This is a genomic window from Pseudomonas sp. MYb327 (genome assembly GCF_040438925.1).
In the GTDB taxonomy this organism is placed as follows: Bacteria; Pseudomonadota; Gammaproteobacteria; order Pseudomonadales; family Pseudomonadaceae; genus Aquipseudomonas.
In genome coordinates this window covers 4,036,766-4,055,040 of record NZ_CP159258.1, presented here as the reverse complement: position 1 = coordinate 4,055,040, position 18,275 = coordinate 4,036,766, and the positions used below count along the sequence as shown (strand labels likewise).

General features: G+C 59.7%; 12 protein-coding genes and 1 pseudogene. 8 read left to right on the top strand and 5 right to left on the bottom strand.

Features of this window, described 5'->3' with window-relative positions:
* Positions 1–136: 136 nt before the first annotated feature.
* On the top strand, positions 137–1,558 hold the full coding sequence (locus ABVN21_RS18310; protein ID WP_339554343.1) for an amino acid permease: 1,422 nt from the start codon (positions 137–139) through the stop codon (positions 1,556–1,558).
* Positions 1,559–1,653: 95 nt separating this feature from the next.
* On the opposite strand, the gene ABVN21_RS18305 is transcribed toward ABVN21_RS18310, so the two are convergent.
* On the bottom strand, positions 1,654–2,778 hold the full coding sequence (locus ABVN21_RS18305) for an OpgC domain-containing protein (protein WP_339554344.1): 1,125 nt from the start codon (positions 2,776–2,778) through the stop codon (positions 1,654–1,656).
* Positions 2,779–3,028: 250 nt separating this feature from the next.
* Here ABVN21_RS18305 and ABVN21_RS18300 point away from each other — a divergent pair, with 250 nt between their 5' ends.
* The 3 genes from ABVN21_RS18300 to ABVN21_RS18290 are packed head-to-tail and all read left to right on the top strand — an operon-like array spanning position 3,029 to position 5,851.
* A complete protein-coding gene (locus ABVN21_RS18300) occupies positions 3,029–3,403 on the top strand; it encodes a GtrA family protein (RefSeq protein ID WP_339554345.1) in 375 nt (124 codons plus the stop codon).
* A complete protein-coding gene (locus tag ABVN21_RS18295) occupies positions 3,400–4,341 on the top strand; it encodes a glycosyltransferase family 2 protein (protein WP_339554346.1) in 942 nt (313 codons plus the stop codon). The genes ABVN21_RS18300 and ABVN21_RS18295 overlap by 4 nt, the downstream gene beginning before the upstream one ends.
* A gap of 1 nt (position 4,342) precedes the next feature.
* The gene (locus tag ABVN21_RS18290) at positions 4,343–5,851 is read left to right on the top strand and encodes a glucosyltransferase domain-containing protein (RefSeq protein ID WP_339554347.1); all 1,509 of its coding nucleotides are present in this window, start codon (positions 4,343–4,345) and stop codon (positions 5,849–5,851) included.
* A 26-nt stretch (positions 5,852–5,877) separates the two neighbouring features.
* Here the strand turns inward: ABVN21_RS18290 and ABVN21_RS18285 are convergent, their stop codons facing one another.
* Together ABVN21_RS18285 and ABVN21_RS18280 are read right to left on the bottom strand one after the other, a co-directional pair.
* A complete protein-coding gene (locus ABVN21_RS18285; RefSeq protein WP_339554348.1) occupies positions 5,878–7,497 on the bottom strand; it encodes an FMN-binding glutamate synthase family protein in 1,620 nt (539 codons plus the stop codon).
* 88 nt (positions 7,498–7,585) lie between these two features.
* Positions 7,586–7,705, bottom strand: a pseudogene (locus ABVN21_RS18280) (helix-turn-helix transcriptional regulator); the annotation flags it as partial.
* A 122-nt stretch (positions 7,706–7,827) separates the two neighbouring features.
* Between ABVN21_RS18280 and ABVN21_RS18275 the strand changes: the two are divergent.
* From ABVN21_RS18275 to ABVN21_RS18265, 3 genes are read left to right on the top strand one after another with little or no spacing between them, the layout of a single operon-like run.
* The gene (locus ABVN21_RS18275) at positions 7,828–8,241 is read left to right on the top strand and encodes an NUDIX domain-containing protein (protein WP_339554349.1); all 414 of its coding nucleotides are present in this window, start codon (positions 7,828–7,830) and stop codon (positions 8,239–8,241) included.
* A 23-nt stretch (positions 8,242–8,264) separates the two neighbouring features.
* On the top strand, positions 8,265–8,903 hold the full coding sequence (locus tag ABVN21_RS18270; RefSeq protein WP_339554350.1) for a LysE family translocator: 639 nt from the start codon (positions 8,265–8,267) through the stop codon (positions 8,901–8,903).
* A 2-nt stretch (positions 8,904–8,905) separates the two neighbouring features.
* Positions 8,906–9,403 (top strand): GNAT family N-acetyltransferase, encoded by a 498-nt coding sequence (locus ABVN21_RS18265; RefSeq protein WP_339554351.1) that lies wholly within the window; start codon positions 8,906–8,908, stop codon positions 9,401–9,403.
* A 108-nt stretch (positions 9,404–9,511) separates the two neighbouring features.
* Here ABVN21_RS18265 and metR read toward each other — a convergent pair whose 3' ends face one another.
* A complete protein-coding gene (metR, locus tag ABVN21_RS18260) occupies positions 9,512–10,429 on the bottom strand; it encodes a transcriptional regulator MetR (protein ID WP_339554352.1) in 918 nt (305 codons plus the stop codon).
* Positions 10,430–10,537: 108 nt separating this feature from the next.
* Here metR and metE point away from each other — a divergent pair, with 108 nt between their 5' ends.
* On the top strand, positions 10,538–12,859 hold the full coding sequence (metE, locus tag ABVN21_RS18255) for a 5-methyltetrahydropteroyltriglutamate--homocysteine S-methyltransferase (protein WP_339554353.1): 2,322 nt from the start codon (positions 10,538–10,540) through the stop codon (positions 12,857–12,859).
* A 108-nt stretch (positions 12,860–12,967) separates the two neighbouring features.
* Here the strand turns inward: metE and ABVN21_RS18250 are convergent, their stop codons facing one another.
* Entirely contained in the window at positions 12,968–18,193 is a 5,226-nt protein-coding gene (locus ABVN21_RS18250; protein ID WP_339554354.1) for a DUF6543 domain-containing protein, read from the bottom strand.
* Between the last annotated feature and the right edge of the window lie 82 nt (positions 18,194–18,275).

Below are 18,275 nucleotides of genomic sequence, written 5' to 3'. Positions count from 1 at the left end.
CCCGCTGATCTTGCAGGTTTTACCCGGCAAGACGGTCCCGCCCACGAAGCAGGCCCGGTTTCGCGAAGCATGGCTTATCGGTCAGCACTTCGACACTCGGTGGTCATATCCAATAACAAGACGAGGTTGTACCCCCATGTCCGTAGGCAATCATCTGCCCCACGGCGAAACCGCTCAGGGCGGTCCGCTCAAACGCGAACTCGGCGAACGGCATATTCGCTTGATGGCACTCGGTGCCTGTATCGGCGTCGGTCTGTTTCTCGGTTCGGCCAAAGCCATTGAGATGGCGGGGCCGGCGATCATGCTGTCCTACATCATCGGCGGTCTGGCGATCCTGGTGATCATGCGCGCCCTCGGTGAGATGGCCGTGCACAACCCGGTGGCTGGCTCGTTCAGCCGATATGCCCAAGACTACCTCGGCCCCTTGGCCGGCTTCCTGACCGGCTGGAACTACTGGTTCCTGTGGCTGGTGACCTGTGTGGCGGAAATCACCGCCGTGGCGGTGTACATGGGCGTCTGGTTCCCCGATGTGCCGCGCTGGATCTGGGCGCTGTCGGCATTGGTCAGTATGGGCACCATCAACCTGATCGCCGTGAAGGCCTTCGGTGAATTCGAATTCTGGTTCGCCCTGATCAAGATTGTCACCATCATCGCCATGGTGCTTGGCGGTGTTGGCGTCATCGCTTTCGGGTTTGGCAACGATGGTGTGGCCCTGGGTATTTCCAATCTCTGGACCCACGGCGGCTTCATGCCCAACGGCGTGCAAGGCGTATTGATGTCGCTGCAAATGGTTATGTTTGCCTACCTCGGGGTAGAGATGATCGGCCTGACCGCCGGTGAAGCGAAGAACCCGCAGAAGACCATTCCCGATGCGATCGGCTCGGTGTTCTGGCGGACTCTGCTGTTCTACGTGGGGGCGCTGTTCGTGATTCTGTCGATCTACCCGTGGAATGAAATTGGCACACAAGGCAGTCCGTTCGTGATGACCTTTGAGCGTCTGGGCATCAAGACCGCCGCCGGCATCATCAACTTCGTGGTGATCACCGCCGCGCTGTCGTCCTGCAACGGCGGCATCTTCAGCACCGGGCGCATGCTCTACAGCCTGGCGCAGAACGGCCAGGCCCCGGCGGGCTTCGCCAAAACCTCGAGCAATGGTGTGCCGCGTCGCGCGTTGCTGTTGTCGATGGGCGCCTTGTTGCTGGGCGTGTTGCTCAACTATTTGGTGCCGGAAAAAGTCTTCGTCTGGGTGACCGCGATTGCCACTTTTGGCGCGATCTGGACCTGGGTGATGATCCTGCTGGCCCAACTCAAGTTCCGCAAAGGCCTGAGCGCCAGCGAACGTGCCGGCCTGAAATACCGGATGTGGCTGTACCCGGTCAGCTCTTACCTGGCGCTGGCGTTCCTGGTGCTGGTGGTCGGACTGATGGCCTACTTCCCGGACACCCGCGTGGCGCTGTATGTCGGCCCGGCGTTCCTGGTGCTGCTGACGGTATTGTTCTACGTGTTCAAGTTGCAACCGACCAATGTGTCGCAAGGTGCGGTGGGTTCGGTTTCGTAAGTCGTAACGCCTGAAACGCAAAAGCCCCGGTCCATTGGCCGGGGCTTTTTCATGTGACCTCTGTGGCGAGCGAGCTCCCTCGCCACAAAAAGCACTCAGGCGGGCGCGTTTTTCAGTGATCGATTCAAACGCTTGTTGAACTCCAGCCAGACCGCCAGCAACGCCATCAACCCGGCCCCCACCAAGGCCGTAAACACCTGCATGGCGAACGCATCGTCGGCCAGCGCGTTGACCATGTCCGCCAACGGTGCCAGCAGCACGCCGAGGCAGAAGATCTCCAGGGAAAAACGCCCCATGCGACAGCTTTGCTGCGCCAGCCAGTTTTGTGTCCAGCCGGTATCGGGCAGCAGTTTCGCGGTGACGTAGGCCAATGCCAGAAAGTGAATCAGGCGCACGGGCGACAGGTTGGTTTTGCTGATCGGGTACAGCCAGTTGCCCAGGCTGGCCGGCATCAGCGCGTCGTGGATCTGCGGCCAACGCCACGCGACGGTAATCACCCCGGCCATCACCACGTACAGCGCCGCACCGACAAACAACGGCTGGCGCAGCAGCGGACGGGTTTCAGGCAATCGCGGTCGCTGACTGTGAATCGCCGCCGCACCGCCAAGCACAAACAGCAACTGCCAGGCGACAGGGTTGAAATACCAGACGCCGTCCTTGATCGCGGCCAGGTTCCAGCCGAACAACGGCACGGTCAGGTACAGCGCAAACGACACCGCCACCACCACCCAGGCCTTGCGCACCAGCATCGGCAACACCAGCGGCAAACCCGCCAGCAACACGATGTACAGCGGCAACGGGTCCATCAGGTTTGGCTTGAAGCGCAACAGCAGCTCATCGATCAAGGCTTGCTGCGGCTCGCTGATGAAATGGTGCATGCCCATTTCTTCCACCAGATCGCGGGTTTCCACGTGGCTGTTGGCGAAGAACACAATGCCCATCAGCATTGCCAGCAGGAAGATATGCACCACGTACAGCACCCAGGCGCGCCGGAGGATTTTTACGCAGGCGATCAGAAAACCTTCTCGCGCAAGGATTTTTCCGTAGGCCAGCACGGCGGCATAGCCAGCCAGAAATACGAAGATTTCGGCCGCATCGCTGAAGCCGAAGTTACGCAGGGTAATTTGACCCAACGGGTTGTGGGGCACGTGATCCCAGAAAATGAAGATCAGTGCCAGGCCACGAAAAAAGTCGATCCGGTGATCGCGCACTAACGTCATGACGGCAAGCTCGTAAACGGGTGTTGAACAAAGGGGTCGACGACGGCGCAAAAAGTGGCGCCGCTCATCGGCGGCGCGCAGGGTGGCCCGATTCGCCGGCAATTGCAAAGTCGGGATATTACGGAATGTCTCCTTGCATTGGCGTTGTGCTCAACCGCTGGTCTGAAAGGCCGGTGATACTGCGATTTCTGACAGTAGACAAGCTCAAATACCTATAGGAGTAATTGCGTGCTAACCGGGGAGCTTCAGCATGAGGCGGTTGTGGAAAGGGTTTTCCAGCTACACGGTGATCGGGGTCGCCAACACCCTTATTCACTGGCAGATTTTTTTCCTGCTGAGCGTGGCTGCGGGTCTGCGCCAGGCTGTCAGCAATCTGCTGGCCTTCTGCGCCGCAGCGTCGTTTTCCTTCTATATGAATGCGCTGTACACCTTTGACAGCAAGGCCTCGGTCGGCGGGTATTTGCTGTTTATGGCGGCGATGGGGGCGCTGAGTTATGGCGTCGGCTACCTGGGTGATGCGTGGCGCCTGCATGGCTTACTGACCGTGGCGCTGTTTTCGGCGTTGAGCCTGGTGTTCGGCTTTCTGTTTTCCAAATACGTGGTGTTTCGCGAGCGTGACGCATGAAAGTTTCGCTCATCGTTCCGGTGTTCAACGAAGAACAGGCGATCGAACTGTTTTATCAGGCTGTGCGGCGTGAGTTGAAGCTCGATGGGGTCGACGTCGAAATCGTGTTCATCAACGACGGCAGCTCCGACCGCACGGCGGATCAAATCACGGCGCTGGCGCAGTCGGACGAGCAGGTCACGCTGATCAATTTCTCGCGCAACTTCGGCAAGGAACCCGCGCTGTTTGCCGGCCTGGAATATGCCACCGGCGACGCGGTGATCCCGATGGACGTCGATCTTCAGGACCCGATCAGCGTGATCCCGTTGTTGATCGAGCAATGGCAAAAAGGCGCCGACGTGGTATTGGCCAAGCGCCGCAACCGCAACGCCGACGGCTATTTGAAGCGTCACAGTGCGGCAATGTTCTATCACCTGTTGAATCGAATTTCCTACACCCGGATCGAAGAGAACGTCGGGGATTTCCGCCTCATGGATCGCAAGGTGGTGGATGTGATTCGCGCGTTGCCCGAGCATCAGTTGTTCATGAAGGGCGTGCTGTCGTGGGCCGGGTTCAACACCGTGGTGGTGGAATACGAACGGGCACCGCGTGTCGCGGGCAACAGCAAGTTCAACGGCTGGAAGTTGTGGAACCTGGCACTGGAAGGCGTGACCTCGTTCAGCACGGTGCCGTTGCGATTGTGGACTTACGTCGGTGGGGCGGTGTCGATCTTTGCCGTGCTGTACGCGGTGTACATGGTGCTGGACAAGATTCTCAACGGCAACAGCGTCCCCGGTTACCCTTCGTTGATGACCGCCATTCTGTTTTTGGGTGGCGTGCAACTGATCGGCATCGGCATCCTCGGCGAGTACATCGGCCGTATCTACATTGAGGCCAAGCACCGCCCGCGCTATGTGGTCAAAGACATCGTCGGCGGCAAAGACCGGCGCGAGCTTTAGCATGGGCAGGTTCAGCGATTTCTTCATCAAGGAACTCGGGCGCCGCCAGGTTTGGTTGTTTTTTCTGCTGGCGACCCTGGTGTATGTCCTGCCGCTGATCCTCGCGGACTATCCCTACATTGATGACAACTGGCGCTCGCTGTCGGCCGGCATGGCCTGGGCCAAGGAAGGGCGGTTGTTCGCCGAGCTGTTCTATAACGCGCTGACGTTCAGCAATGCCGCGCCAAACATCTTTCCGTTGCCGCTGTTGATCGCGACCCTGGCCATGTCCTGGGCGCTGACCAGCCTGACCTTTCACTATTTTCCCCAGCCCACGATCGCCTGTTGCCTGGTGCTGTTGCCGCTCTGGTACAACCCGTTTTTCCTGCAAAACCTGTCGTATCAATATGACGGTCCCGTCATGACCTTGAGTGTGGTGGCGGTGATTTACGCCGTCACGTTTCATCACCCTTCGCGCAGCGTGCAATGGCTGGTACCGGCGTTCCTTATAGCGTTGGCGCTGGGCCTTTATCAGGTCAGCATCAATGTGTTTTTGGGCCTGTGTTGCCTGGACTTGCTCAGGTCCGCCCATGACAAAACACCGTGGTCGCAGTGGCGTGTTCTGATTGGCCGGAGAATCGCTCAGATCGTGCTTGGCTGGTTGATTTACTGCGTCACGGCCTATCCGTTCATGGGTGAGGGGCGCACGTCGCTGCTGAACGGATCGGCGCAGCCGTGGCTGCAAATCGACATCAACATTGCCCGAGTGCTGGAAAAAATCGTGCTGCTGTTCCACGGCGGTATGGCTTGGGTGTTTGCCGGATTGTTGCTCTGCGCCATTGCCGGTGCTGTTCGCCTGGGCTGGAGGGTGGTTGAGCGCAAGGACACTGGGGGGAAGAACTGGCTGATCGGGCTGCTGTGTCTGCTGACCGTGCCCGCTGTGTTGTTGCTGGTGTCCGGTGTGGCGTTGTTTTTCCGCGACTTCAACGAAGGCGCCAGAACCTTGATGGGGTTCGCCGTGCTATTGGTGCTGATGTTCTATTTGAGCTATTTGGCGCTGGCGCCGCTGCATGAGCGATTGCCGCTGCTGTTGGCGGTGCCGTTGCTCGCGATGCTGTCGCTGTCATTTGCTTACGGGCGAGTGCTGACGGTGCAAAAAACCTTCGCAACCAGCGCGTTGTTCAGCCTTGAGCGCGACATCGCCAGCCATCAAGCACTGCGCGAGGCCAAGCGCATTTACATGTCGGTGAGCTATTCCGATCACTGGCTGGTGGGAGCGGCGGGATCGTTCAAGCGGATGCCCGTGTTGCACTATCTGTTGAACGTCGACTTTTACATGCTGGCCGAAAACCTGCCCACAGTGGGCATCACCAACGTGGTGGCGGAGAAAGAGCGGCGTAATGCGACACGGGTGGGTTATCTAGGCTATTCGCCGCTGGTGGAGAGTCAGTACTACCGGATTTACCTGATTGGCGATTACGGTTTTATCGTGATGAAAGAACCGGCCCCGATCAAAGCGCTGCGTTGGTGACAGCGCATTGAACGGGGGCCGCGGATTCACGCGGCGGCGATTTCGTTGGGTTCGAAACTGTCGGCTCGGGCCATCTGCCACATCCGCGAGTAGAACTCGCCATTCACTTCACCGGTCAGCAGCTCACCCGGTTTCAGGAACACGTGCAGCTGCGAGAACAGTTTGATCTCGGTCGCCGACATGCGCCGCACCAAGTGTTTGGCCGACAACTGCGACGGATGTTCGAGGCCGGCAGCGGCGAGCATTTCCGCCAGGCCCTTGAGCGTGTTGCGATGGAAGTTGTAGACGCGCTGGGCCTTGTCCGGCACCACCAGCGCGCGCTGGCGCAGGGTGTCTTGGGTGGCGACGCCGGTCGGGCATTTGTTGGTGTGGCAGGACTGCGACTGGATGCAGCCGATGGCGAACATGAAACCACGCGCCGAGTTGGCCCAGTCGGCGCCGATGGCCAGGACGCTGGCGATGTCGAAGGCGCTGACGATTTTGCCACTGGCGCCGAGTTTGATTTTGTCCCGCAGGTTCAGGCCAATCAGGGTGTTGTGCACGAACAGCAGGCCTTCGCGCATCGGCACGCCGATGTGGTCGGTGAACTCCACAGGCGCGGCGCCGGTGCCACCCTCCTTGCCGTCGACGACGATGAAGTCCGGGAGGATGCCGGTTTCCAGCATGGCCTTGGCAATGCCCATGAATTCCCAAGGGTGGCCGAGGCAGAACTTGAAACCCACCGGTTTGCCACCGGACAGCTCACGCAACTGCTGAATGAAATGCATCATTTCGATCGGTGTGGAAAACGCGCTGTGGCGTGATGGCGAGATGCAGTCCTCGCCCATCAGGATGCCGCGGGTGTCGGCGATTTCCTGGGTGACCTTGTGCTTGGGCAGGATCCCGCCATGACCGGGTTTGGCGCCTTGGCTCATCTTGATTTCGATCATCCGCACTTGTGGCGTCCGGGCTTGCGCCGCGAAGCGCTCCGGGTCGAAACGGCCGTCGCTGGTGCGACAACCGAAATAGCCGCTGCCCAGTTCCCAGGTCAGGTCGCCACCGTGTTCGCGGTGATACGCGCTGATGCTGCCTTCACCGGTGTCGTGGGCGAAGTTGCCGAGTTTGGCGCCCTGGTTCAACGCGCGAATGGCGTTGGCGCTGAGCGAGCCGAAACTCATGGCCGAGATGTTGAACACCGAGGCGGAATAGGGCTGGGTGCATTGCGGGCCGCCGACTGTCACGCGAAAGCCGCTGGGGTCGCTCAACGGCGCCGGGCGCATGGAGTGGCCGATGAATTCGAAACCCGACTGATACACGTCGATCAGCGTACCGAACGGTTTGTCGGCGCTTTCATTCTTGGCCCGGGAATACACCAGCGAGCGCTGGGCCCGGGAGAAGGGCAGGGCATCGCTGTCGGATTCGAGCAGGTACTGGCGGATTTCCGGGCGGATGGCTTCGACCAGATAACGGATGTTGCCGAGGATCGGATAATTGCGCCGCACCGCGTGGGGGCTTTGCAGCAGATCGAAAATGCCGATCAGGCTGAGCACGCCGGTGACGGCGGTGATTGGCCAGAGCCAGTCGTGTTCGAGGAAAGGCAGGCTGGCGAGGGTGAAGATCACGCAGACGGCAAAGAAGGCGTAGCGGCTCAGGAGTGACAGGCTCATACGGTTTCCTTGGGTTCGGACTCGATGGTTCGATGCAGACAGCTTTTGTGGCGAGGGAGCTTGCTCCCGCTGGACCGCGAAGCAGTCTCAAAAACAAGCACCGCGTGCGGTCGTCTTCGAGCTGACAATTAAACCGGATTTCGACGGCCACGACATTCACACGAAAGTATCGTTGATAGTACACGGTGAGAAAGAAATGTCCGGGGGATCGCGCATAACCTGTAGGAGCTGACGAGTGAAACTAGGCTGCGATCTTTTGCATACAGCGGTTTTGATCATCCGCGAAAGACATGTGATCCTTGCGGCCTTTGAGTAAAAGGTCTTTTGTTTATGTCGAGAATTATCCACATCGCCGCCGCTCTGCTGATCGGCCCCGACGGTCGTACGCTATTGGTACGCAAGCGCGGCACCGAGGCGTTCATGCAGCCAGGTGGCAAGATCGAAGCTGACGAACAACCTGTCCATGCCCTGGCCCGTGAGCTGAAAGAAGAGCTGGGTCTGGTCATCGATCCGGCGCTCGCCACCTTTCTCGGGCAGTTCTCGGCCCCCGCCGCCAACGAGCCGGGTTTTGTCGTACAAGCCGAAATTTTTCTGCTGACCATTGATGCCGACGTCACCCCGGCAGCCGAGATCGAAGAAGTGCTCTGGATCGACCCGGCCACCGACGGCGATGTCACTCTGGCGCCATTGACACGCGACCTGATCCTGCCGTTTTATCGAGCTTCGCTGACCGTGACCGCCTGATCATTCACGCAAAGGACCCCGCCATGATCCCGATCCAGGATTTGCTGATTTTCGCCGCTGCCGCGTTGCTGATGGTACTGACGCCGGGGCCGAACATGATCTATCTGATCTCCCGTTCGATCTGCCAGGGGCGCAAGGCCGGTGTGACGTCGTTGCTGGGCGTGGTGGCGGGTTTTTTCGTCCACCTGTTCGCCGCTGCGGCTGGTTTGACGGCGGTGTTCCTTGCGGTGCCGATGGCTTATGAAGTGCTGAAATGGGCCGGCGCGCTGTACCTGTTATGGCTGGCCTGGCAGGCGGTCAAACCCGGCGCGCGCTCGCCGTTCGAGGCCCAGCAATTGCCGCCGGATTCTTCGCGCAAACTGATCACCATGGGTTTTCTGACCAGCGCTTTGAACCCGAAAATCGCGGTGTTTTACCTCTCGGTGTTTCCGCAATTCATCACACCTGAGCACGGCTTGGTGTTCACCCAAAGCATCGTGTTGGGCCTGACCCAGATCAGCGTCAGTTTCTGCATCAATCTGCTGATCGCCCTGTTTGCCGCGAGCATCGCCTCATGGTTCATCAACAACCCGACGTGGCTGGCGGTGCAGCGTTATTTCATGGGTTTTGTGTTGGGTGGTCTGGCGCTGCGCTTGATGCTTGAACAACGCCGGGCGGTGTGAACATGTGGATTGAACAGCTCGATGCCAGTCATGCCCTGGCGTACCGGGAATTGATGCTGGAAGCCTATGACCGTCACCCCCAGGCGTTCACCTCCAGCGTGCGCGAACGGACGGCCATGCCGCTGAGTTGGTGGGAGTCGCGCCTGACCGGCAAGCTGGATGTGGTGTTCGGTGCATTCGAAGAGGGCAAGTTGGCGGGCATCGTTGGCCTGGCTTTTGAGCCTCGGGAGAAGGCGCGGCACAAGGCAACGCTGTTTGGCATGTACGTGTCTGCCAACGTCCGCCAGCGCGGGCTGGGTTATCAACTGGTGCAGGCGGTTTTGGCCGAAGCACAGGCGCATCAAGGACTGCGGTTGATCAAGTTGACCGTCACTGCGGGCAATGATGCGGCGTTCAATCTGTACCGGCGCTGCGGCTTCATCCAGTTCGGCCTTGAGCCGATGGCGGTGCGCGTCGGTGAGGAATACTTCGACAAGATCCACATGTGGCGAGAGCTCTAAATCCACCACAACCCTGTAGGCGCTGGCTTGCCGGCGATAGCGGTGTATCAGACAACAACTATGTCGCCTGATGCACCGCCATCGCCAGCAAGCCGGCTCCTACAGATTTCAGCGAACGGCGCTGACCCCATCCAGTGTCGAAAACGACGTGTCTTTCGCCGTCAGCAAGAAGTCACGCATGTATGGCGCATCCAGCATGTCCGCCCGGATCGCCGCGTACAGCGTCGCAAACAAACCCTTATCGCCCAGACGCTTGGCCTTCACATAACCCCGTGAACTGTATTCATGCAGCGCCCAATGGGGCATGCCGCACACGCCGCGTCCACTGGCCACCAGTTGCATCATCATCACCGTCAGTTCCGAGGTGCGGACTTGCGCCGGTTCGATGTCGGCGGGCTCCAGGAAACGAGTGAAGATGTCCAGCCGATCACGCTCCACCGGGTAAGTGATCAGGGTTTCCGTGAGCAAGTCTTCCGGGACGATGTAGGCCTTGCTTGCCAGTTTGTGCTGGTTGGCCACCGCGAGCATCGCTTCATAGGTGAACAGCGGCACATACGTAATGCCGACCAGCTCCACCGGATCAGAAGTCACCACCAGATCCAGATCGCCGCGGGCCAGCGCGGGCAAGGGTGCAAACGAGAAACCCGAAGCCAGATCCAGTTCAACTTCCGGCCAGGCATCGCGGAACTGGTCGATGGTCGGCATCAACCACTGGAAGCAACTGTGGCACTCGATTGCCATGTGCAAACGCCCGGCGGTGCCACCGGCCAGCCGCGCGATGTCGCGCTCGGCGGCGCGCAGCAGCGGCAGGGTGGCGTCGGCCAGTTGCAGCAGGCGCAAACCGGCGCTGGTGAAACGCACCGGTTTGGTCTTGCGCACGAACAGCGGCATGCCCATGCGCTCTTCCAGTTCCTTGAACTGGTGGGACAGCGCCGACTGGGTCAGATGCAGGCGGTCGGCCGCGTCCACCAGGCTGTCGGCTTCGCGCAAGGCGTGCAGGGTCTTCAGGTGACGGATTTCAAGCACCGTGGGGCTCCATGAGGAAAACTTGTGATCAACACGAAAAGGTTGAGTTTGTCTCATGTTGCCTTGGCTGTCGACAATAGCGCCATCATTTACTGGAGCACATTCGACATGGCCGTGGCCCACACCCTTGGTTTTCCGCGCATCGGCGCCGACCGCGAATTGAAAAAAGCCCTCGAAGCCTACTGGAAGGGCGATATCGACCAGAGCACATTGGAAAGTGTCGGCCGCCAATTGCGCGCCACCCATTGGCAGTTGCAGAAAGACGCCGGTATCGACTTGCTGCCCGTCGGCGACTTCGCCTGGTACGACCAGGTGCTGTCCCATTCCCTGGCCTTCGGCGTGATTCCCGAGCGTTTCGACAGCGCCAAGGATGCCAACGGCTTGCCAACCCTCGACACCCTGTTCGCCATGGCCCGTGGCGCCACCGCGAGCTGCTGCGGCGAGCATGGTCAGGCGCAGTACGCTCAAGAGTTGACCAAGTGGTTCGACACCAACTACCACTACCTGGTCCCGGAGTTCAGCGCGGATCAACAGTTCAAGCTGAGCTGGGAACAGCTGTTCGATGAGGTCGATGAAGCCCGTGCCCTTGGTCACAACGTCAAACCGGTGATCATCGGCCCTTTAACTTACCTGTGGCTGGGCAAGGGTAAATCAAAGGGCAATGGCAACGACTTCGACAAACTCGATCTGCTGGAACGCCTGCTGCCGGTCTACAACGAAATCCTCGGTCGCCTCGCAGCACAAGGCGTCGAGTGGGTGCAGATAGACGAACCGATCCTGACCCTCGACCTGCCGCAAGCCTGGAAAAGCGCTTTCGAACGCGCCTACCACATCCTTCAATACTCGCCGCTGAAAAAACTCGTGGCGACCTACTTCAGCGGCCTGCAAGACAACCTCGGTCTGGCTGTCGGCCTGCCAGTGCAAGGTTTGCACATCGATGCGGTACGTGCGCCCGACCAATTGCTGCACGTACTCGATCGCTTGCCGACCTACAAGATTCTTTCGGTGGGTCTGGTCAACGGCCGTAACGTCTGGCGCTGCGAACTGGAGCCGGTGCTCGCGCAACTGCAATTGGCCCAGGAACGCTTTGGCGACAATCTGTGGGTCAGCAGTTCCTGTTCACTGCTGCACAGCCCGGTGGATCTGGAGCGCGAAGACAAGCTCGATCCGGAACTGAAAAGCTGGCTGGCATTTGCCGTGCAAAAGTGTGGCGAAATCGCTGTGCTGCGCGATGCCTTGAACGATCCGCAATCGCCCAAGGTGCAAGCGGCCCTGGCCCAGAGCCGCTCGATTCAGAGCAGTCGCGCCGAGTCGCCGCGCATTCACAAAGCCGACGTGCAGGCCCGGATCAATGCGATTGGGCCGACCGACAGCCAACGCCACTCACCGTTTGCCAAACGCATCGAGCAGCAGCGCGCACGCTTGCAACTCCCGGCATTCCCGACCACCACCATCGGCTCGTTCCCGCAGACCGCTTCGATCCGCCTGGCGCGCCAGGCCTACAAGCAAGGCAAACTGTCGGCCAACGACTACACCGATGCCATGCACCACGAAATCCGCCACGCCGTGCAGATTCAGGAACGCCTGGGGCTGGACGTGTTGGTGCACGGTGAGGCAGAGCGCAATGACATGGTCGAATACTTCGCCGAGCAGCTTGATGGTTATGCCTTCACCCGTTTCGGCTGGGTGCAGAGCTACGGTTCCCGTTGCGTGAAACCGGCGATCATCTACGGCGACCTGAGCCGCCCGAAAGCCATGACCGTCGACTGGATCACCTATGCGCAGAACCAGACCGACAAGGTCATGAAAGGCATGCTCACCGGTCCCGTGACGATGCTGATGTGGTCGTTCCCCCGCGAAGACGTGTCGCGCAAAGTCCAGGCGCAACAACTGGCGCTGGCCCTGCGTGACGAAGTGGTGGACCTGGAAGCCGCCGGCATCAAGATCGTGCAGATCGACGAAGCCGCGTTCCGCGAAGGCCTGCCGCTGCGTCGGGCGCAATGGCAGGAATATCTGGATTGGGCGGTCGAAGCATTTCGCCTGAGCGCCAGCGGTGTGCGTGACGAAACCCAGATCCACACCCACATGTGCTATAGCGAATTCAACGACGTGATCAAGGCCATTGCGGCGATGGATGCCGACGTGATCACCATTGAAACTTCGCGCTCGGACATGGAATTACTCGAAGCCTTCGAAGCGTTCGACTATCCGAACGATATCGGCCCGGGCGTCTACGACATCCACTCGCCACGGGTGCCGGACACTGCCGAAATGGTCAAGTTGATGAGCAAAGCGGTGCAGCGCATTCCCGCCGGGCGCTTGTGGGTCAACCCCGATTGCGGTCTGAAAACCCGCGCCTGGCCGGAGACCGAAGCGGCGCTGGTGAACATGGTGGCAGCGGCCCGTCAGCTGCGCAGTCAACTGGCGTGAGTTGAAAATGGACTTGTAGGAGCCGGCTTGCTGGCGATAACGCAGGTACGACGACACCCGTGTCACCTGACATACCGCCTCGCCGGCAAGCTGGCTCCTGCAAGATTTTCAGAGTTCTGAGAAGTGCTTGACCCCCAGCGGTTTGCCGATGTCGCCGCGCCAGATCGACTCGACTGCGGCACCGCTGTTGGCCTGGGCCTGTTGCCATTGCAGACCGAGGTTGCGTTGCTCGGGCAGCTTCAAATGACCTTTGACGAAGTCATTGAACGCAGGCTTCGCCGAGGTGTAGTGAAAGTGCGCATACCACAAGGTTTGCATCGGCTCCCGGGTCAGGTCACGCACCGCGAATTCCTGCAGGAAATCCCGGCGTCCGTCCGGGCGTTTGCCCAGGTCCCGCAAGCCACCTTCCTTGCGAATATCCACGACCTTTTGCTCCAGCAGATAATCCAGATAGCCCTCAGTAGGGGTTTTGCTGTTCAGGGTCTGTTCGATTCGAAGCGTGCGCCCGGCGCGGGAAAATTCAGCGGCGCGATTGCGCAGTTGCAACGCTACTGGCTCTGTCGGCGATAGTCGTTCGATGGCTTGGGCACGCATGGTTAATTCCGCGGCTTCGCTGCTCATCATGTGTTCAAGGTCCACCGGCAACATGTCTCGTCGGGCGTGGCCCTCGACTTTGCCTTGGTAGGCGTCGACGGTGGCCAGCCTTTTCCGGGCCTCCGCCAGCAATGGTGCGACATCGGTCGCAAACGGAGTTTGCGCAGTGACCAGCGGTTCACTGAGGTGATATTTGCCGCTGGAAGAACGGGGTAGCCAGGTTTCCGTATGGCCATCGACGCCTTCGATGGTGAAGCGTGTTTGCCGGGTTGTGACATCCGTGCTGGCGACGCCCACGAGCAATTGGTTGTCTTCCGTTTCGAACAGTTGCTTCCCGGCAGGCTCCACGTTCGTTGTGCCGGACGGGCGTTTCTTGATGGCGTTGCGCGCGAACGTTTCAACCTTCTCAAGGTTGTCCAGAAACGCGAAGACTTGCTCCAGGTCCAGATGCTGCGGATAGCCCAGCGACCACGCGCCAAGATTGCGACGAAACTCGGCATAGGTTGCCAGGCAGTCTTCGAGCACTTTGTTGCGTTGAGTAAAGGTGGCCTGTACTTCCGGCAGATGGTGCTGGGTCAGCAAAGCACGCCCGACCTTGTTTCTTGCCTGTTTCAATTGCGCGTGGAAGTAGACCCAGGAGAGATCGGTAACGGCGCTGTAGTGGGTAATGATCTCCAGTTGATGCGCGGTCTTGAGGTAGTAGCAATTGGCATCGCTGAATTTCTCGTTAACGGTGGCCATGTCTTGGGCCATCTTCACTTTTTGCGCGCGCTGGGTGATCCGGCTGTTCCATCGATTGGCTTGGGCGACGAGGGTGTGAACCTGATCAAAGTCCCTGAGAAAGTCTTTGCGCAGGTGTTTGCGTTGCGTCATCAGTTGCACATGGGTCGCTGTATCGCTGTTCGGCGTGGCGTCCGAACGGGCGACTAACTGGTCAATCTGGTCCAGATGTTCCAACAGGCGTTCCTTGGCCAAACCAATGCGCCGAACCGAACGGTCGACGATGATCCAGGCGCAACGACTTTGAAGGTCGTCGATTTGCACGCGTTTACGACCGTGGCTGAACTGCATCAACTCCTCCAGGTTCAAGTAGTGTGCCTGGCCGGTGTCGATGTCGTTTATGCAGGCGGCGTCGGCGCGGGTTCGATGGGCCTGGCGTTGGTTGGGCTCGAGGCTGAAATGATGCTCGAGGATGGCGTTGGAGCTGTAGGTCTGGGTTTCAAGACGTCGGGTGTAGGCATCGGCGGTGTTGGTCAGGGTCATTTGCCGACGCAAGGCGCGATCCGTCCACCAGCGCGGCAGCCAGCGGCGGATAGCGGCGGGCCAGAGTGGATCGAGGCCGTTGGCCATATGACCCAGCACCGCGCCGCCACCGGCAGCGCCGTCTGCGGTAATGGTGCCGTACACCGCGTAATGGGTGTTCCACTCTCCGGCTTCATCGAGGGCAACAGGTTGCTTGTAGGTGCGCTTGCTCGTTGCGCTCAAACGCCATTGCGGTGGGTTGTTGCTTAATTCGATGCGGTAGATACGTCCCTGCCTGACCATGAAGGCGCCGTCGGCGTGGCGATAAACGTTGCGATAGATGCCCGTGGTGCCCGGCTGCAAGCCAGCGAGGGAAATCTCGCGTTCGTACTCATAACCCTTGAAACGTTCCAGGCTGCGCCGGGCCTGCCGTTGCGATGAAACCTGCAAGCCGCCGGGGCTTTGGGTCACGGTTTTCAAATGGCGCAGGCGTGTGAGCGATCGAGCGCCACCGGAAGTGGCGATAACGCCGGGAAGAATGTCCATGGCCGCATCAATCAGCGACATCAACACGGCTTCGACCTCGGCCAGGCCATGGCCGACTTCGCCGCGCAGAAAAGCCGCGACCGCCAGGTTGGCACTGTTCCAGGCGTCATACAGCGCAATCGCGGCGCCGACGAAGGGCACAATGCCCAGCGCCATCTTCAGGTAGTTCAACAACGCGCCGCATTTCAACGCAGCACCCTCCAGGTACAACGCGTCGTTGGAGAGCGATGTTGCACGATGCGCTTCCAGCAACCGACCCATGTGCACATTGAGCAAATGCGCCGCCAGGGACGTAGTGGCTGGCCAGGCCGTACCGGTGCCGATGAGGGCGTCGAAATTTTTCAGCAGCGCCTGTTTGATCCGGCTGACGTGATGGTCGAAATCCCCGGTCAAGGCGCGCCCGGCCAGATAGTTGACCATGTTTGTGTGCAAGCACAGGTTGTACAGCGCCGTGCGCGCCTCTTCCAGGCTGTCGTACTGACGCACAAACACCCCGTCCGGACTGTCGGGCAGGTAGAGCAGGGTCAAGCCGCTGATTTGCTCCTCGATGAACGTGACACCCGACAGAGTGGTCGGCCCCCGATGTTGCGTGTCCTCACCGCCCACCGTCAGATGCGCCGGCAACAGGACGATGCGTTTACCGTTGGCCGCGAACGCTTGGCGACTGTTGGCGTCGATGGCGATCTCCAGCACTTGCTGGCCGTCAGCCTTGATGTCCCGTTGCAACAGTGCGAACTCGCCCTGCAGTTTGAGCATCAGGCGCCATGGTTCGCTCAGGCATTCACGGCGATGCTCGTTGCTGAAAGTTGATTCGCCCAAGGGACCGAAGAATGCCTGGCGGATCAGCGCTTCATATTTCCCGGCCAGATCCAGTTCCGAGATCAGTGTGCGCAGCCAGGCTTGAGTGATCCCGGTCTTGACCGTCTGGCATTGAGCCTTGTCGTTGCCGCTGACCTCGACCTTCATGAAGGACAGGCGCCACCACATCGCTTGATTGATATTGCTTTGCGCCAGTTCGGCCAGTGGCAGCTTGCTCCATTGCTGACTGGCGATCAGGGTATTTTTCTGAGGCGTGCCCGGTGCAGCTCCTTCAGTGACCACTCTGCGCCAAGTGGTGGAATCGGGAACGTCGAGCAACACTTCGACGTTTTGCGTGAGGCCGAACTCCTGGCGCAGTCGGGCATCGATGGCTTTTTGGCTGAAGTCGTCACGCAACGGCAGTTCCCGTTCGAGCCATTCATGGGAGCGCTTCATCGCGGTGATGTATGAGGTGAACAGCGCCTTCAAGCGGGCGCGTCGTGGTTTGGCCAACTCGCCAAGCCACGACGGCAATCCATCTTCAAGAGCGCTGCTGCGGTTTTGCTCTATCAGCTGTGCGTAGGCCAGTTCCCGTGCCGCGGCGATGGGGACGGTCAGGCGGGCGAGGGTCTGTTCGCGCAGGTTTTCCAGTTCAGCCGCACGTTGGCTGGCATGAGAAGGAACGGGGTTGGCGGTGATCAAGCGGGCGGCTTGCTGTTCACACTCGTGGAGCTGGGTTTGCAGCGTGTACTCGAACGGATTTCCGTTCAGCGCCAGGATGTGTAACGCCTGTGTCGTGTCGTTGGCGTGGAGTTTGAACAGCGTCAGTTCCAGTGCCTGACGGGAAGCGAACCGTTGCAGTCCACCGAAACGTCCGGGCCAGTAGATCAACAGACTGTGGGTCGAGGACGGCAGCAACGCGGATGGATGGGTAAACAGCAACACGCCGTCGAGTTCATGGGTTTGGGTCTGGGTGTTTTCGCCTTCGGTGTCGGTCGCCGACAGCATCAGCCGGGCAACGACCACATCGGCCGACCGGGGTTTTTCAGGCTCGTCAAGCACAGCTTCGAGCCAATGGTGCTCTTCATCGCTGATCTGATTCAGGCTCAATTGCAGCTCGGCTTCGGCGCGCAAACCTGTCAGGCGTGCCTGATAAAGCGCGGTGTAGTGCGGGTTTGGCAGATGACGCAGCTCCAGCATCTGCAACGCGGTACCGGAGTTCAACAGTTCCTTTGCGGCGGCGTTGCTGGCCTGTTCGGCCGCCGCGAGGGTGTCGAGTCTCTGTTGCAGTTGTTGCAGGAGCGGATCGTTTTGATCGCCTCGAAAGTCTTTGCCGAGCAGCTTTTCCAGCGCGGTTTGTTGCTGTGCCAGCGCACTGAGGCGCATTCCCAGCGGGATGTCCGGGCTCAGTTGGCCGAAGAGGGAGAGGCTATCGTCTGCGTCTACTGGCGGCAGGTCCGGGGCCAGGGACAAAACCGTTTCGTTGCGTTGCCGCTCCGCAGGGAGGCTGGATAATCGCGCCAGCAGGGTCTCGCCACTTTTCTCCCACGCTTGAGCGTCGAGGACGATGAAAACGACAGTGATGTTTTCTGCATCAAGCCGCGGATGGTCAAACAGCTGTGGCTGCTGTTCGATCAGCCAGCGCTCCAGATCGTTTCGGTTTTCAAAGCTGATCCAGGCCGATGGCGAAGAAGGTAAATACAGCAGCTGCGTGACGGGTTGATCCGTATCCAGGGTGATGACCAAGGCGCCGGACAGTTCGACGGACAGCTCATTGTCGCCATTGAGTGTCATTTGTTCGACATGCACCTGTGCCTCAGGCGTTGTTGCCGGGTTGACGAGTGCCTGTAACGCGTTCATCTGCACGGCATTCAAGGCGCCTTGGGCAAACGCCCACTGGCTCGACGCGTCGAAATGTTGTCGATACAGGCGGATAGCCTGTGCCTTGCGCGAAACATTCGTACCGCGCGCACGGGCGTTCCACCAGTTTGCATCGAGTGGCGACTGCGGGTTCTGCGCCATCAGTTTGCGCCACTGATCGTGGCAATCATTCCAGCGCGCGGAGGCGCTCAGGGACAGGTTTTCGTCCAGGTTTTGCGTCAATGAGTGGCTCAAGCCGAAGTCGGCGGGTGCTGCGGTGGGTTCTTCGAGCATGAAGGGAGGACTCCAATGGATGAGAGGTCGGTCCATTAGAGGTCAGTCGTCAGTGGGGTGGGTGGTACATAGTTATCGCGTG